16 protein-coding genes are annotated in these 14,212 nt (G+C 64.9%); 7 read left to right on the top strand and 9 right to left on the bottom strand.

Annotation, left to right across the window (positions count from 1 at the left end):
• Window positions 1–28: 28 nt before the first annotated feature.
• A complete protein-coding gene (locus tag AC0WRY_RS22460; RefSeq protein ID WP_194402998.1) occupies window positions 29–1,015 on the bottom strand; it encodes an ABC transporter ATP-binding protein in 987 nt (328 codons plus the stop codon).
• Window positions 1,016–1,283: 268 nt separating this feature from the next.
• On the opposite strand from AC0WRY_RS22460, the gene AC0WRY_RS22455 reads away from it, so the two are divergent.
• Window positions 1,284–1,991, top strand: a complete 708-nt coding sequence (locus AC0WRY_RS22455; RefSeq protein WP_194402997.1) for a GntR family transcriptional regulator — start codon at window positions 1,284–1,286, stop codon at window positions 1,989–1,991.
• Between the two features lie 90 nt (window positions 1,992–2,081).
• On the opposite strand, the gene AC0WRY_RS22450 is transcribed toward AC0WRY_RS22455, so the two are convergent.
• A complete protein-coding gene (locus tag AC0WRY_RS22450) occupies window positions 2,082–2,618 on the bottom strand; it encodes a peroxiredoxin-like family protein (RefSeq protein ID WP_194402996.1) in 537 nt (178 codons plus the stop codon).
• Window positions 2,619–2,692: 74 nt separating this feature from the next.
• On the opposite strand from AC0WRY_RS22450, the gene AC0WRY_RS22445 reads away from it, so the two are divergent.
• Window positions 2,693–3,556 carry a helix-turn-helix transcriptional regulator gene (locus AC0WRY_RS22445; RefSeq protein WP_246776306.1) on the top strand — a complete coding sequence of 288 codons (864 nt, stop codon included), beginning with the start codon at window positions 2,693–2,695 and terminating at the stop codon, window positions 3,554–3,556.
• Between the two features lie 117 nt (window positions 3,557–3,673).
• Here the strand turns inward: AC0WRY_RS22445 and AC0WRY_RS22440 are convergent, their stop codons facing one another.
• The 3 genes from AC0WRY_RS22440 to AC0WRY_RS22430 form a co-directional block, all read right to left on the bottom strand.
• On the bottom strand, window positions 3,674–4,297 hold the full coding sequence (locus AC0WRY_RS22440; RefSeq protein ID WP_194402995.1) for a transglutaminase-like cysteine peptidase: 624 nt from the start codon (window positions 4,295–4,297) through the stop codon (window positions 3,674–3,676).
• Between the two features lie 331 nt (window positions 4,298–4,628).
• Window positions 4,629–5,240 carry a PilZ domain-containing protein gene (locus tag AC0WRY_RS22435; RefSeq protein WP_194402994.1) on the bottom strand — a complete coding sequence of 204 codons (612 nt, stop codon included), beginning with the start codon at window positions 5,238–5,240 and terminating at the stop codon, window positions 4,629–4,631.
• A gap of 138 nt (window positions 5,241–5,378) precedes the next feature.
• Entirely contained in the window at window positions 5,379–6,569 is a 1,191-nt protein-coding gene (locus AC0WRY_RS22430; RefSeq protein WP_194408373.1) for an MFS transporter, read from the bottom strand.
• A 257-nt stretch (window positions 6,570–6,826) separates the two neighbouring features.
• On the opposite strand from AC0WRY_RS22430, the gene AC0WRY_RS22425 reads away from it, so the two are divergent.
• The 3 genes from AC0WRY_RS22425 to AC0WRY_RS22415 all read left to right on the top strand — a co-directional run bounded on the left by AC0WRY_RS22425 (window position 6,827) and on the right by AC0WRY_RS22415 (window position 9,059).
• On the top strand, window positions 6,827–7,978 hold the full coding sequence (locus AC0WRY_RS22425) for a zinc-binding dehydrogenase (RefSeq protein WP_194402993.1): 1,152 nt from the start codon (window positions 6,827–6,829) through the stop codon (window positions 7,976–7,978).
• 145 nt (window positions 7,979–8,123) lie between these two features.
• Window positions 8,124–8,546, top strand: coding sequence for a VOC family protein (locus AC0WRY_RS22420; RefSeq protein ID WP_194402992.1), 423 nt, complete (start codon window positions 8,124–8,126; stop codon window positions 8,544–8,546).
• A 102-nt stretch (window positions 8,547–8,648) separates the two neighbouring features.
• A complete protein-coding gene (locus tag AC0WRY_RS22415; RefSeq protein ID WP_491120917.1) occupies window positions 8,649–9,059 on the top strand; it encodes a hypothetical protein in 411 nt (136 codons plus the stop codon).
• Window positions 9,060–9,183: 124 nt separating this feature from the next.
• Here the strand turns inward: AC0WRY_RS22415 and AC0WRY_RS22410 are convergent, their stop codons facing one another.
• On the bottom strand, window positions 9,184–9,537 hold the full coding sequence (locus AC0WRY_RS22410) for a cupin domain-containing protein (RefSeq protein ID WP_194402990.1): 354 nt from the start codon (window positions 9,535–9,537) through the stop codon (window positions 9,184–9,186).
• Between the two features lie 117 nt (window positions 9,538–9,654).
• A complete protein-coding gene (locus tag AC0WRY_RS22405) occupies window positions 9,655–10,395 on the bottom strand; it encodes a metallophosphoesterase family protein (RefSeq protein WP_194402989.1) in 741 nt (246 codons plus the stop codon).
• 266 nt (window positions 10,396–10,661) lie between these two features.
• On the opposite strand from AC0WRY_RS22405, the gene AC0WRY_RS22400 reads away from it, so the two are divergent.
• Window positions 10,662–12,608: a DEAD/DEAH box helicase gene (locus AC0WRY_RS22400; protein ID WP_194402988.1), complete on the top strand. Its 1,947-nt coding sequence runs from the start codon at window positions 10,662–10,664 to the stop codon at window positions 12,606–12,608.
• Between the two features lie 78 nt (window positions 12,609–12,686).
• Here AC0WRY_RS22400 and AC0WRY_RS22395 read toward each other — a convergent pair whose 3' ends face one another.
• Window positions 12,687–12,998: a hypothetical protein gene (locus AC0WRY_RS22395; RefSeq protein ID WP_194402987.1), complete on the bottom strand. Its 312-nt coding sequence runs from the start codon at window positions 12,996–12,998 to the stop codon at window positions 12,687–12,689.
• A gap of 126 nt (window positions 12,999–13,124) precedes the next feature.
• A complete protein-coding gene (locus AC0WRY_RS22390) occupies window positions 13,125–13,631 on the bottom strand; it encodes a GNAT family N-acetyltransferase (RefSeq protein ID WP_194402986.1) in 507 nt (168 codons plus the stop codon).
• A 146-nt stretch (window positions 13,632–13,777) separates the two neighbouring features.
• Between AC0WRY_RS22390 and AC0WRY_RS22385 the strand changes: the two genes are divergently transcribed.
• The gene (locus AC0WRY_RS22385; protein ID WP_194402985.1) at window positions 13,778–14,164 is read left to right on the top strand and encodes a COG4315 family predicted lipoprotein; all 387 of its coding nucleotides are present in this window, start codon (window positions 13,778–13,780) and stop codon (window positions 14,162–14,164) included.
• Window positions 14,165–14,212 lie beyond the last annotated feature (48 nt).

Raw genomic sequence — 14,212 nt, 5'->3', positions numbered from 1 at the left:
GTTGCGCATTTCCAGTGATCGATCGGCGCTATTGCAGGCGTTGCGCCTTGGCGGGATCCCAGGTGGCCAACACGCGATCGCCCGGACGGAACGGGTGGACGTCGAAAGTGGCTTCGGGAACGTGGGAGAACAGGGCGGTGCCGTCGTCGAGCGTGAGCGAGACGGCGATGTAGGAGCCCTGGTACTCGGTCTGGGTCAACAGCGCCGGCGCACCGAAGGCGCCGTCGGCGAACGGCGCGATGCCGAGCTGATCGGCGCGCACGGCGATGAGCTTGCCGGCGTCGCTGAGCACGTTGTGGCCGCCGATGAAGCGCGCCACGAATTCGGTGCGGGGACGGTGGAAGATGTCGCGGGCCGTGCCCTGCTGCTCGATCCGGCCGTGGTTCATCACTACGATATGGTCGGCGAGCGCCATCGCCTCTTCCTGGCCGTGGGTGACCTGGATGAAGCTGATGCCGAGCTCGCGCTGCAGCCGCTTCAATTCACCGCGCATTTTCACCCGCAGGAACGGATCGAGCGCGGACAGCGGCTCGTCGAGCAGCAGGATCTGCGGCTCGGTGATCAGTGCGCGGGCGAGCGCCACGCGCTGCTGCTGGCCGCCGGAGAGCTGCGCGGGGAGGCGGCCCGCATATTGGCTCATCGCCACCAGCTCCAGCAGTTCGCCGGCGCGCTTGTGGCGCGTCGGCTTGTCGACGCCGCGCATCTTCAGGGCGAAGGCGACGTTGTCGATCACGCTCAGATGCGGAAACAGCGCGTAGGACTGGAACATCATGGCGGTGCCGCGCTCGGCCGGCGGCAGCTCGGTGACGTTCTGGCTGCCCAGGATGATGTCGCCCTCGCTGACAGCCTCGTGGCCCGCGATCATCCGCAGGGTCGAGGTCTTGCCGCAGCCGGACGGGCCGAGCAGGCAGCAATAGGTGCCGGCCGGGATCTTCAGATTGACGGTGTCGACCGCCAGCGTCGTGTCGTAGCGCTTGGTAACGGCGACCAGTTCGAGGGCGGCGGGAGTGGCCATGGCATGTCCAGGGAGGGCGGTGCTTGCGGCCTCTCTCCGCAAGGTCCGTGCCAACCGCCGCTTCGCCGGCCGAATCCCGAAACTGTGCAGCGGTGTCAGATCGTTAGATCGAATCCTGCGCCTCTGGCCCGCCCGCCCTGTGCCCAGCCATCTGCACACAAAACAGGCGAAGATTGTATAAACTTCCGCCTGTGATTGGATACAGGTCGTCGACTAACATCGAAAAGCGAATGTCGCCGATCCTCCCTCAAGCTCAACCCTCGAACCCATGGCCGCCAAGCCCCGCCCCAAATCCGACGCGCCCGATGCGAGTGATCGCGTCAGCCGCATCCGGGAGGGTGTGACCGCCGCGATCCTCGAGCATCGCCTGTTGCCGGGCACCAAGCTCGGCGAGGACGAGATCGGCGAGATCTACGGCGCAAGCCGCACGCTGGTCCGCACCGCGCTGCAGCAACTCGCGCATGAGGGCATCGTCAACATCGAGAAGAACCGCGGCGCCTTCGTCGCGCGGCCGACGCCGGCCGATGCCCGCGAAGTGTTCGAGGCGCGCCGCCTGATCGAGCCCACCATCGTCGATCACGCCATCGATGCCGTCTCGCAGGCTTGGCTCGACCGCCTCCAGCAGCACCTTGCCGAGGAACGCGAGGCCGAGCTGCGCGGCGATGCCCGCGCCTCGGTCCGGCTCTCCGGCGAGTTTCACCGGCTCGTTGCCGAGATGAGCGGCCACAGCATCTATCTCGGCTTCCTCAAGGAGCTGATCGCGCGCTCCTCGCTCATCATTCTGCTCTATCGCCGCCACGACACGCCGGCCTGCGGCACCGATCATCACGCCGGCATCGTTGCCGCGATCCGCAACCGCGACAAGCAAGCCGCGCGCGCGCAGATGCTGTCGCATCTGGACGAGATCGAAGCCGAACTGTTCCTGAAGGATCCGGCGGCCGACGAGCTGCGGCTTGCCGACGTGCTGGGCGTCTAGTCGTGCTGAATGTAACAGATCGGGAGCACGCGGGTCCGCTGCACCTGGCAAGCTTGATGCCCGCGCGATCCTGACTTTCGGCTCTCGGCCTCAGACGACGCCGGTATATTCGCCCCGCGCCGGATAGTCGTTATTGATGACGAAGTCGAGCGCCTGCACCATCTCACCGAAGTTTGGGCGCACAAAGGGCATCGACTGCACTGCGAGGTAATAGATGGTCTGGTCGGGGCGGATCAGGAATACGCCCGGCTCGGAGAACAGCGCAGGCTCCTCGATGCCGATCGAGGTCTTGCCGCGCGAGGCGGAAATGTAGAGGCCCCATTCGCGTGCTTTAGCAAGGCTAAGCCCATAGCCGAAACGCAGCGCAGAGGCGCCGACCTTCTCGGCCATCGACCGCGCGCGCTCTTCGTTGTCCGAGCTGATCGCGATCGTCGTCACGCCGCGCTCGGCCAATGCCGGAGTATGGCGCTCCAGCTCTTTGAGATAGTTGGCGCAGATGGGGCAATGCAGCCCCCGGTAGAAGCAGATCAGAGTGAAGCGTTGTGGCACCTCATTCGCAAGATCGAAGCGGCCGCGGCCGAGCGTTTCGACCTTCAGATCCGGTGCCTTGTATCGGGGGGTGAGCATGGGGGCTCCGTTGGGGAAATGGCCATTCGTCCGGCCGGTTGCGAAGACTTGCCTCCTATGTCACACTTTGGAGCATGAAATATCCGAATTACATGATCAAAAGTCCAGTCGCGGCCAAGCGCGATCGCTTGGCCGCCTTCTTCGAGGCTTTTGACCTGTCAGTGGTCTCGGTTTCACCGGACGTTGCGGGTGGGATGGCCAATCTCGTGGTGACCGGCCGGGCTGGTGTGGCCGAGCGGGTGATCCTCTATGGCAGGGCCGACAATCGATCCGTGCCTGACCTGCTGATCGCCGCCACGGTCGATTTTGGCGGCCCAACGAATCCCTTGATGAAGGCGCTGCCTGAAACGGTGGAGATCGATCTCGACAGTCGCCCGACCTTGCGAGCCGTGGTGGGCACATTCGTCGCCGAGGGGCACGCCAATCGCTGCGGGCAGCGCGTCGCGCTGAACCGGCTTTGCGAGTTGATCGTATTGCTGGTGCTGCGAGAGGCGATCGATGCGGGTGCGACGGAGCCGGGCCTTCTTGCTGGCCTGTCGCATCCTGCTCTGCAGCGCGCGATCGTCGCGATGCACGATGATCCTGCGAAATCCTGGACTGTCGAGCAGCTGGCCGAACTCTCCAGCATGTCCCGCAGCCGTTTCATGGATGTCTTTCCCAGAATTCTCGGCACGACACCCGCTGCTTATCTCAACGGCTGGCGGTTGATGCTTGGGCAGCGGGAGCTGATGCGAGGCGGGCAGGTGAAGGGCGTAGCTCGTCGTGTGGGGTTTGGCAGCGCTGCCGCCTTCTCGCGGGCCTATTCGAGGATGTTCGGGTCGCCGCCGAGATCAGTGCGCGCTACGCAGCTGGAGCGCGGCAATGCCGCATCGCCACCCGGAGCCATGGAGGATCGAGGCGAGCCAGCGTCGGCCTCGTCCGTGATCACTGCAGGCTGAAGCACGTCAAAAAAGTTGCGGCCAGGCTTTGGGGGAAGCCTGGCCGCGCGCGAACCGGTCTGGGACGGGGAGGGGTGGGGATGTGACCGGGTCGCGTAACCTGTTGTCTCGTTCCTGTCAGTCTCTGGCGCTGGCGGTGGAGACCGCCGGCTTCGTATCGCCGAGCGAGACCCAGACATTGGGATCGCTCTGCGATTGGCGCTTGACGAAGCGGTAGCCGGTCTCCGTCCAGGCCACGACGTTCTCGTTCTGATTGTCGAGAACGAACTCGCCCTTGTCGGTCTTCACCGTCAGCACCGCGTGTCCTTCGCCCTTCTTGTCACGCACGACGGTGATGAGCAGGGCCTCGCGCGGCCATCCGGCATCGATCAGCATCTTGCGCTTCAACAGCACGTAGTCTTCACAGTCGCCGTAACCGTCGGTCGGCAGCGACCATTTCTCGATCACGCCCCAGTGCTCCTGGTCGGTCAAAGGCTTGACGGTCTCGTTGACCCAGCGATTGACCTTGACGAGGTCGCGCCATGCACCCTGCGACATCACGATGTCGCGCGGCTGCGTCGGTGCGCCCTGGCACTGGGCGGCATTGTCTGCACAGAATTCGACCCAGCCGATCGGTGCACGCGTGGTGTCACCGAGGCTCGCGTAGAGCAGACGGCCTTCGCCGGCCTGCGCTGCCGCGCTGATCCCGAAGAGCATGGCGGCGAGCGCCAGCTTCTTCCCCTGTCCCCTGAAGTCAAACATTGCGGCCCCCGTTTCTTGTTGGGACCACATTTCGCACGGAGCTTTTGAGTTGCCGCTAAGTCGACCAAGTCAAGTCGAGACGAATACAAGTAAAACCTGCGGCGAATTCGATCTATACTTGAATCGAATTCTCATAAAATTTGAAACAACTGCAATTGATTCAAATTGTATCGATTAACGCGGAAACGCTGACGGAACCGCCATTTCCACATGCAAACGCGCCGCGCGTTAACCCGCGCTGGGGCCGTCGCGCGCCAAGAAAAAGGCGGCGTCCGCATCGCGGAGGCCGCCTTCAGGGCAGGAAATACGGGGGTTTTGGCGCTCTCGCGCTTTACCGCGCGGTAACGCTCTCTTCGAGTGTCTCGATAGGCTGCGCGTGCAAGAACTCCAGCGCGAAGCCGTCTTCGAGGTTTCGGACCACGCGGCCCTGGACCCGGCCGAGCAGGACCGTCGATTTCAGCGGCGGGCGGTTCTCCGCGGCGATGGCGGCGCCCGACAGCGAAAGGTCGATGATGCGGCAGGTCATCTTGGTGCCGTCCTCGAGCGTCAGCACCGCGATCGGGTTGCGCGGCACGATACGGTCGTGACGGCGGTCCTCCGGCAGGTTGAGGATGTCGCGGTTGGCGAGCCAGGTCAGCTGGGCCGCGAGCTTGTCGCGCTTGCGGGGCGTTGCACCGATCGTCATGGCGAAGCCGTTGTCGATGATGCGGGTGATCTTGCCCTCGACGCGGCCGATATGGTCGAGATAGGCGACCACGCGGTCGCCGACATTGCCGATGCCGGGGGCGAGCAGCGCCAGCCCGCCGGGCGACATGTTGATCACCTGGCAGGGGAATTCCCGGCGGTCGGGCAGCATGTAGCGGCCGAGCAGGTGCACTTTCACCCGCTGGAAGCGCCGACGCTCCTCGGCGGCCGGAAGAAATTTTTTGTTCGCCAACGCCATTTTCAACACCCGACCCCCCGCCCGGGCGGAGTCCGGGACGACCCTAAGGTGCATAGGGTTAATGCCGCGTTAGGATTGGGTGCGGCGGCAACGGACAGACACAATGCGTTCGAAAAGCCACACACCCGAAAGGCCCGCTCAGGCCGGCTTCGTCGCCCGCCACTGCAGCAGGGCCAGCAGCGCCAGCAGCACCGCAGCCGACAGCCCGAGCGACCAGTGGATTCCGATCGCCGCGCCTGATACCCCGACGGTGATGCCGCTGAAGGCGCGCATGCCGAGGCCGGCCATGTTGTAGAGGCCGACGACGCGGCCGCGAATGTCGTGCGGCGCGTTCAGCTGCACCAGCGCCTGCGCCATGGTGTTGAACGAGAGCTCGAAGAAGCCGGCACAGAACAAGAGCGCGATCGCGATCGGATAGACCGGCACCAACGCAAAGCCGAGCAGCGCCACGCTCCAGAGCATCGCGAGCAGGATCGCGGTGCGCGGCGTGCCTCTCAGCCGTCCCCAGGATTCCAGAGCGATGCCGGCAAGCAGCGCGCCGGCCGCGTCCGCCGCGAGCAGCACGCTGTAGGAGACGCCGGGATCGCCATGGCCGAGATCGCCGGCGTAGCCCGGCATCTGGGCATGGTAGGCATTGCCGATCATGAAGGAGGTGAGGCCGGCAAGCCACGTCATCGCCGTCAGCACCGGCTGGGTGCCGATGGCGCGGATGGTCAGCACGATGTCGGCAAGGCCGCGCACGGCAAAGCGCCGCGCCGCGACGCTCTTGTCGCGCACGGGTGCCCAGAACAGCCAGAGCAGCATCGGCAAATAGAACAGCGTGTTGAAGATGATGCCGTGCGAGGTGCCGAGCGTCAGCATAATCACGCCGCCGACGGCAGGTCCGACCAGGATGCCGAGATAGCGCGCCATCGCGTTCAGCCGCACCGCGCTCGGCAGGTCCGCAGGTCCCACGAGGTCGTAGAGCAGGAGCTGGTTCGGTGTCTGCCACAACACGCCGGCGCAGCCATGGATCACCAGCAGCAGCATTGCGTGCCACATCTCGATCGTGTCGGTGATGAAAAAGAAGCCCCAGCCGGCGGAGGCCGTGATGAACAGCAGCATGCCGCACTGGATGATGCGCCGTGGATCGACGCGGTCAGCGAGCCCGCCGACCGCGACCGAGAACAAGAGGAACGGCAGCCAGTGCGACAGCACGGCAAATCCCCCCAGCGTCGGCGAATGGAATTTCTGGAACACCACCCAATAGCTGATCACATGCTCGATATTGTCGGCCATCATCGCCAGCACGTAGGCGATGAACTGGAGCCGATACGGCACCGACTTCATCGCCGCGAACGAGCCGGACACGGCGATGGGATTTTGGGGCAAGGGGTTCAAGGGGCGCTGCCTGGAAGGGATGCTTGCGGCCTTACACGTTCAGTGCTGAACGCTCAAGACACTTGGATTGGATAGTCGCCATGCACCGCTGCCGCACGCTCCATGCGGCTACGAGACTTCGGCTTGGCACGGCTGCGCATCTCACATACGTTTCGCCTTACGCCCGCACCAACCAATCATAACAGACGGGCAATGGGGAAACTGCCATGCAACAGATCCGCGTCTGCACCCACGCCGGTCCCGGCTCGGAGCCCGTGATCAAGACCGTGCCGTGGCCCAAGGTCGGCCGCAAGGCGGCGCTGATCAAGGTCGGCGCGTGCGGTGTCTGCGGCACCGATTTGCATATCCTCAAAGGCCACTGGCCGAAGCCGTTGCCCTGGCCATTCACGCTCGGTCACGAGCTCGGCGGCGTCATCGTCGAATGCGGCGACGAGTTCACCGAGGACTTCATGAGCAAGCCGCTCAAGGTCGGCTCGAAGGTGATGATCCCGCCCTTGATGCCGTGCGGCCATTGCTATTACTGCATCCACTATCCCCAGACGGCCAACAAGTGTCTGACGCCGGTCTATTACGGCCGCTATCTCGGCTTCGACAAGGCGCCGCACATGTGGGGCGGCTGGGCCGAATATGTCTATGTCGATCTCGAGATGCTGCCGGGCACCAAGATCTACAAGCTGCCCGACGACATGTCGCTGCGCTTGGGGGCACTGTCCGAGCCGCTGACCTCCTGCATCCGCGCCTTCAACCGTGCCAGCCGCGCCGGCGGATTCAGCTGGGGCGATACGGTGGTGATCCAGGGCTCGGGGCCGATCGGCATTCTCGCGGTCGCGGCGGCCAGGGAGATGGGGGCAGGGCGCGTCATATGCGTCGGCGCCCCGGAGGAGCCGCGGCTCAAGCTCGCCCGCGAGTTCGGCGCGGAGGCGACCGTGAATATCGAGGAGCTGAAGTCGCCCCAGGAGCGCATCGCGCGCGTCCGCGAGATTGTCGGCGGCTTCGGCGCCGATCTCGTGATGGATTGCTCGGGCCATCCGACCGCCGGCCCCGAAGGCATCGAGATGCTGCGCGACGGCGGCACCTATGTCGAGATGGGCCAGTTCACCGACGCCGGTTCGATCGAGACCTCCTGGCACCGCATCTGCACCAAGGACCTCAACGTGCTGGGCTCCTGGGGTTTCACTGGCAACGACCTGCCGCTCGGCGTCGACATGCTCTATCGGACTCGAGAGAAATATCCATGGCTGAAGATGCAGACGATCTATCCGTTCACGGAGGAGGGCGTCGCGCAGGCCGTGAAGGACGCGATGGCGATGAAGACGGTGAAGTCGACCATCGTGCCATGGCCTGAGCTGGTGGACTAGAAGATGCCGTCCGTCCCGCACGATCTCGCGGCGTTATCTCGGGCTTCGTAGCCCGGATGGAGCGCAGCGCAATCCGGGACCGCCGCTCCCGCATTCCGCTTTGCTCCATGCGGGCTACGAACCGGAGTTTGGAATAAGGGCCACGATGACAAACGAACAAACACCAGCCCAGCGCAACCGCTCCTCCTTCCACGCCATCCGCGCGATCGACTACACCGTCATCTTCGTACGCGACATGGCCGCGATGCGGCGGTTCTATGAGGACGTGCTCGCCTTCCCGCTACTTCGTGAGTTGTCGCCGAACTGGATCGAGTACGGCCTCGGCCGCAACACGCTGGCGCTGGCTCGGCCGAGCCGCACGGCCGCTGATGCGCCGACGCCGGCGGGCAGCGCCTCGCTGCAACTGGCGTTCAAGGTGTCGGCCACGGAGGTCGACCAATGCGCCGATGAACTCGTGCGGCATGGTGTGGCGTTGGTGTCGCCGCCGACGAACCAGTCCTTCGGCCACCGCACGCTGTTCTTCCGCGACCCCGACGGCAATCTGCTGGAGGTCTATGCGGAGATCTGAGCGCGGCGAATGGCCAAAAGTTCCATCTGATTTTCCGGGACTATCAGCATCGAGGTGAAACTTAGGCCCAGGTTCCGGCTTTCACTTCGCGGGAGAGATGCCGTGAAGCGAATCCTGAAACCGGTCACTTACGTCCTGGCTGCGATCTACTTCCTGGTGGACGCGGTCTTCATGGCCGTGGCGGGGCCGATCGCGCGCTGGATCGGGCGGCACGTCCAGTTCAGGCGTTTGCGCGCCTGGATCAGGTCCCTGCGGCCTTATCCGTCGCTGGCTCTGTTCTCCGTGCCCGTCATTATGCTCGAGCCGGTCAAGCCAGTTGCTGCGTACCTCACCGCAACCGGTCAGGTCCTGAGCGGTGCGGTGACGTTCATTGTCGGCGAATTGCTCAAGCTGGTGCTGGTCGAGCGCCTGTTTCATCTCACGCGCGACAAGCTGATGCGAATTCCCGCCTTTGCCTGGGCCTACGGAAAATACGCCGCGGCGAAGGCGTGGCTGCAGGCAACAGAAGCCTAGCGCGCCGTCCGAGCGCTGGCCCGTGCGGTCAAGGACAGTGTTGCGCGCGCAAAAGCCAGGCTGGCCGCTAGCTTCAGCCGGCCGGCAACCTCCAGGGACTAGGCCGCGTCCGGGCGCGCGGCCGCTAGACGAGCTTGCGCGCCGCGGCTGTCGCCTTGTCGCCTGTGTTCGGCGTGCCGGTCGGCTCGATCAGCATGAGGTGAGCCTCCTCGCGCGCCACTGGCCGATGCTCGACACCTTTGGGAACGACATAGAGCTCGCCCGGGCCGAGCGTCACCGTGCGGTCGCGTAACTCGATATCGAGCTTGCCTTTCAGGACGAGAAAGAAATCGTCGGTGTCGTCGTGCTTGTGCCAGGTGAACTCGCCCTTCACTTTCACCACCATCACGTCACAATCGTTGAAGGTCGTGATCGTGCGCGGCGACCAGTGCTCCTGAAAAGTCGCGAGCTTGTCGGCAAGTGATATGCTGTCGGTCATGTTTCCTCTTGATGTCTCTTGATGCACGATTTGAGCTCGCGTCGCAGGCGCGACAAGAGCGTCGTTCGGCGGCGATCTTTCCGGCCGATGTGGTCTCCGATATCTCGCCCCAGCCGGCTATTTGACATACCCGGTCAACATCGCCTGCGCCCAGTCCGGACGGTTGTTTGCGAGTGCACGTGCCGACGCAGCTTCCCAATCATATTCGAGTGCCAGCAGTTCGACCTGCCAGCCCCGCTTCTTCCTTGTGAGTATCGCGTAGCGGGCGTGAGGTGAGCGATATTCCAGGTTTGCGGCAAACGGAATGTCGCCGAAGACCGGACAGCCGACGCTCCCCGGATTGAGAACGAGACGCTCGCCGGGACCCTGTACGACCGCCTGGCGATGGCTATGGCCACACAGCACTGCGCGGGCCGCCGGCTCGCTCGCGAGACGCGTGGCCAGCACCTCGCGGCGTGCCGGCACGTAGCGGCCGTCGTCGAGCGATTCCTCCAGCAGGCAGGTCGTGTCGTTATCTGGCGTGCCGTGGCAGGCCAGAATTCCGTCGTCCAGCCACAGTTGGGAGGGCAGGCTGTGGAGCATCCGACGCTGCTCCGCGGTCAATGCATTGCGCGCGAAGAGACCTGCCGGCGAGAGCTTGTCGTCCGGAAATTCCTCGATCCAACGGTCATGGTTTCCGCGCACCGTCGGCAACGACAGCTGTTGCAGGGCCTGGAAAGTCTCTTTCGGCCACAGCGGGCTGGTAACGCAATCGCCAAGGTTCACCGTGCGATCGGCGCCGCGCGCCTTGATGTCCGCGAGCACGGCCTCCAACGCAACAAGGTTGCCGTGGATATCGGAAATGACTGCCAATCGCATCGTTGCGCTCCACCCGCTATTTCGCCTGAACCCAACTCAGTCACCGGATATGTTTAGCATCGTCGGATAGGGTGTCCGCTGCAACCCTCAGGCGCGGTTCTCCTTGCGAAGCCATGCAACATAGGCATGGTGATTTCCGCGCGCTTGGCGTAAAGAGCGGCCAGATCAAATCGCCAGCGTGCGGCCGGGCCGATTGCCGCGCACGCCAGCCTCAGGCCTCTCGGCTCATTGTCGCCGCGCCTGAATTAACCAAGGTTCTCCATCCCGTGTCTTTTCCGGCCCTGACCCCGCCGCTCGCCCGAGCTTTGGCCGAGCGGAACTATGATTCTCCGACCCCCGTTCAGCTCGCCGTGCTGGCGGAGGAAGCCGCCAATCGCGACCTCCTGGTTTCGGCCCAGACCGGCTCCGGCAAAACCCTCGCTTATGGCCTCGCCATGGCCAGGGATCTGCTCGGCGATGCCGAGCAGTTTGCCGCCGCGGCCGCACCGCTCGCCCTGATCGTAGCGCCGACCCGCGAGCTTGCCATGCAGGTCCAGCGCGAGCTTGCCTGGCTCTATGGGCATACGGGCGGACGCGTCGTCTCCTGCGTCGGTGGCATGGATCCGCGTCGCGAGCAGCGCGAGCTTGCCGCCGGCGCCCATATTGTCGTCGGCACGCCCGGCCGGCTCTGCGACCATTTGCGCCGCGGCCGTCTCGATATCTCCGAATTGAAGGCGGTCGTCCTCGACGAGGCCGACGAGATGCTCAATCTCGGCTTCCGCGAGGACATGGAATTCATCCTCGAGACCACGCCGGAGACGCGTCGCACCTTGCTGTTCTCGGCGACCTTCCCGCGCGGCATCGTCGCGCTGGCCAAGCAATATCAGCGGCAGGCATTCCGGATCGAGGTCGCCGGCGATGAAGGCGGTCACGCCGATATCGAGTATCGCGCGATCCGGATCGCGCCCGCCGATGCCGAGCATGCCGTCGTCAACGTGCTGCGCTTCTTCGAGGCGCCGAGCGCGCTGGTGTTTTGCAGCACGCGCGATCATGTCAGGCATTTGCAGGCAGCACTGCTGGAGCGCGGCTTTTCCGTCGTCGCTCTCTCGGGCGAATTGACCCAGAACGAGCGCACCCTGGCGCTGCAGTCGCTGCGCGATGGCCGCGCCCGCGTCTGCGTTGCGACCGACGTCGCCGCTCGCGGCATCGATCTGCCGAGCCTCGACCTCGTCATTCACGCCGACCTGCCCAACGACGCCGAGGTGATGCAGCATCGCTCGGGCCGCACCGGTCGCGCGGGCCGCAAGGGGACGAGCGTCCTGCTGGTGCCGCCGGCGCGACGGCGGCGCGCCGAGCTGCTGCTCAATCTCGCAGGGGTGGACGCGGCCTGGGGCACGGCGCCGCAGGCGGACGAGATCCGCAAGCTCGATCACGAGCGCATGAAGGACGTGCTGTTCACCGAGGAGACGACCCCCGACGACCAGGCTCTGGCGCAGGCCTTGCTGGCCGAGCGCTCGGCCGAGGACATCGCCGCCGCACTGGCGCGGCTCTATCGCGCACGGCTGCCGTCGCCCGAGGACATCATCGATCCCGGCGAGCGCAGCGGCCGGCCGCGCGACGATCGCGGCCGCGACAGGTTTGAAGGCGGCGACGATCGCGCCGCCAAGCCGCGATCAAAGTCCGGAAAGGCGTCCTCGAAACACGCCATGGCGGAGGGCAGCGTCTGGTTCCGCGCCGCGATCGGACGGCGCAAGAATGCGGAAGCGCGCTGGCTGCTGCCGATGATCTGCCGCCGCGGCGGCATCGACAAGCGCGACATCGGCGCCATCAAGATCATGGACACCACCACCGAGTTCGAGATTTCCGTGCGGGCCGCCGAATCCTTTGCCGCCAAGATCAAGCGTCCGGACAAGGAAGACAGCATCCGCATCGAGCCGATGACGGAGGCGCCGCAGCGACAAGAGGCTGCGGAAGAGCGGTCCCACGCGCCTCGGCGCGAGGGCCGCGACAGCGATCATCGTGAACGTCGCGACGATCGTCCGCGCGACAAGGGTGAATTCAAGCCACGCAGCAAGCCTCACGGCGAGCGCGGGCCGAAATTCGACGATGCTCCGTCTTTCGCTCAGAAAAAGAAGCACAAGAACAAGCCGGGTCGCGCAGAGCCTTCGGTCACACCGTGGCCTGCGCAGGGCGCGCCTGGAAAGAAAGCGAAGAAGAAAAAGCATCGCGGCTAAGCCGCCGCCGCTCAGAACGAACGGAAATGATGCCGCCGGATTGCACCGGCGGCATCATCTGAAAGGTCAGGTGTGTGCTCAGCGGCCGCCGCCACCGCCGCCGCCACCACCTCCGCCACCGCCACCTCCGCCGCCGCCGGCATCACGCATGGACGAGCTGTAGCGGGGATCGGTCTGCTTCATGTAAGTCGGCGAGGTATCGTTGGCGAGACGAGCGACGGGGCGGCGTGCGCGGCCCGGGGTCGTCGACTCCGTGACGATGCCACAGCTTTCGAAGAAGCCGAACTGGCAGCCGTCGGTTCGGTGGGGCGCCGCGTTGGCGCTGGTCGTTGCGAACGCGCTCGTCGCAACGCATGCAATCAAAGCAACTTTCGACAGGGTGAGCTTCATGGATGTTCTCCAGCCTCGGCTTGGCGAGACCGGAACGGCTCGCACACACCTTCGACGGGGCCTGATCTGATCCGGTTCGAGGGCGCCGGTTCACGCCCGCGTGAGCTGGCCGGCCGGGCAGGGACCCTACGCCGCGGCGAGGTCGCGCAGCATATACGTCGCGCCTTCGCCATAGGATGCGAGCTTTGCGCGCAGTGCGGCGTCCACGGCGACGGGCCGAAAGCCGAGACGCTGCCACATCGGCCGCGTGGCGTAGACCGAGACCAGCGCGAGCGTTGCGATGCGTGATGCGCGCGCGAGTTGCTCGATATCGGCGATATAGGCGCGCAGAACGCCGCCGCGAAACTCGGGCATCACGGCGACGTCGTGGACATAGAGACAGTCCGCGTCTTCGGGCAGGCGTTCGAGCAAGCGGTCGAGCGGCGGGATCTGATGCAGCTTCCAGGGATGCGCGAGGCCGTAGCCGGCGATCTCGTCGTCGGCAATGAGCACGCGGCAGCCATCGGGATAGAGCCGCATCTTCTCGTCGATGACTTCTGGCCTTTCAGGAAGACCAGGATGAACCCGTGCCGCGATGGCGCTGATCGCGGGCAGGTCGGATGCGTGGGCGGGACGCCAATGCGGCTTGCTCATGTCTTTCCGTCGTTCCGTCTCGGTTGGTTCAGTTTATTCCGCTGCCTTGATGCGCGCAGCGAAAAATATCCTGGCCGCCATCTCAGGAATATCAGGCCACGCGCGGCGTCCTACCCATGCAAGCCAATTGCATGACAGGAGAACTCATGACGTCTTCGATCCGCCTCGCGCTCGCGCTCGCAATGTCGCTCGCGATCGTTCCCACAGCCTTCGCCGCGCCGCCGACCAAGACCGGCAAGACCGAGAAGGGCAACGTGCTCACCGATGCCAAAGGCATGACGCTCTACACTTTCGACAAGGACATGGACGGCAAGTCCGCCTGCAACGGTCCATGCGCGACGAACTGGCCGGTGCTGAAGGCCGAGGCGAGCGACGCTGCCGGCGACGGCTACACCATCATCACCCGCGACGACGGCTCGAAGCAATGGGCCTACAAGGGCAAGCCGCTCTACACCTTCGCCAAGGACCAGAAGCCCGGCGATGTCACCGGCGACGGCTTTCTGAACGGCGCCTGGCATCTGGCGATGCCGTAACGGCCTTTACGCAGACACAGTGCATCGGCGACAGCCGGTGCGCTGCCG

The sequence above is a fragment of the Bradyrhizobium sp. T-12 genome, assembly GCF_058314695.1.
The sequence above is the reverse complement of the archived record's forward strand: the minus strand, read 5'-3'. Positions and strand labels throughout refer to the sequence as shown.

Excerpts from the sequence above, each read along its gene's own strand:
- AC0WRY_RS22420 (WP_194402992.1), top strand. The coding sequence starts at position 8,124 with ATGACAAACGAACAAACACCAGCCCAGCGCAACCGCTCCTCCTTCCAC.
- AC0WRY_RS22410 (WP_194402990.1), bottom strand. The coding sequence starts at position 9,537 with ATGACCGACAGCATATCACTTGCCGACAAGCTCGCGACTTTTCAGGAG.
- AC0WRY_RS22450 (WP_194402996.1), bottom strand. The coding sequence starts at position 2,618 with ATGCTCACCCCCCGATACAAGGCACCGGATCTGAAGGTCGAAACGCTC.
- AC0WRY_RS22455 (WP_194402997.1), top strand. The coding sequence starts at position 1,284 with ATGGCCGCCAAGCCCCGCCCCAAATCCGACGCGCCCGATGCGAGTGAT.
- AC0WRY_RS22430 (WP_194408373.1), bottom strand. The coding sequence starts at position 6,569 with ATGAAGTCGGTGCCGTATCGGCTCCAGTTCATCGCCTACGTGCTGGCG.
- AC0WRY_RS22395 (WP_194402987.1), bottom strand. The coding sequence starts at position 12,998 with ATGAAGCTCACCCTGTCGAAAGTTGCTTTGATTGCATGCGTTGCGACG.
- AC0WRY_RS22390 (WP_194402986.1), bottom strand. The coding sequence starts at position 13,631 with ATGAGCAAGCCGCATTGGCGTCCCGCCCACGCATCCGACCTGCCCGCG.
- AC0WRY_RS22425 (WP_194402993.1), top strand. The coding sequence starts at position 6,827 with ATGCAACAGATCCGCGTCTGCACCCACGCCGGTCCCGGCTCGGAGCCC.
- AC0WRY_RS22460 (WP_194402998.1), bottom strand. The coding sequence starts at position 1,015 with ATGGCCACTCCCGCCGCCCTCGAACTGGTCGCCGTTACCAAGCGCTAC.
- AC0WRY_RS22385 (WP_194402985.1), top strand. The coding sequence starts at position 13,778 with ATGACGTCTTCGATCCGCCTCGCGCTCGCGCTCGCAATGTCGCTCGCG.
- AC0WRY_RS22435 (WP_194402994.1), bottom strand. The coding sequence starts at position 5,240 with ATGGCGTTGGCGAACAAAAAATTTCTTCCGGCCGCCGAGGAGCGTCGG.
- AC0WRY_RS22445 (WP_246776306.1), top strand. The coding sequence starts at position 2,693 with ATGAAATATCCGAATTACATGATCAAAAGTCCAGTCGCGGCCAAGCGC.
- AC0WRY_RS22440 (WP_194402995.1), bottom strand. The coding sequence starts at position 4,297 with ATGTTTGACTTCAGGGGACAGGGGAAGAAGCTGGCGCTCGCCGCCATG.
- AC0WRY_RS22405 (WP_194402989.1), bottom strand. The coding sequence starts at position 10,395 with ATGCGATTGGCAGTCATTTCCGATATCCACGGCAACCTTGTTGCGTTG.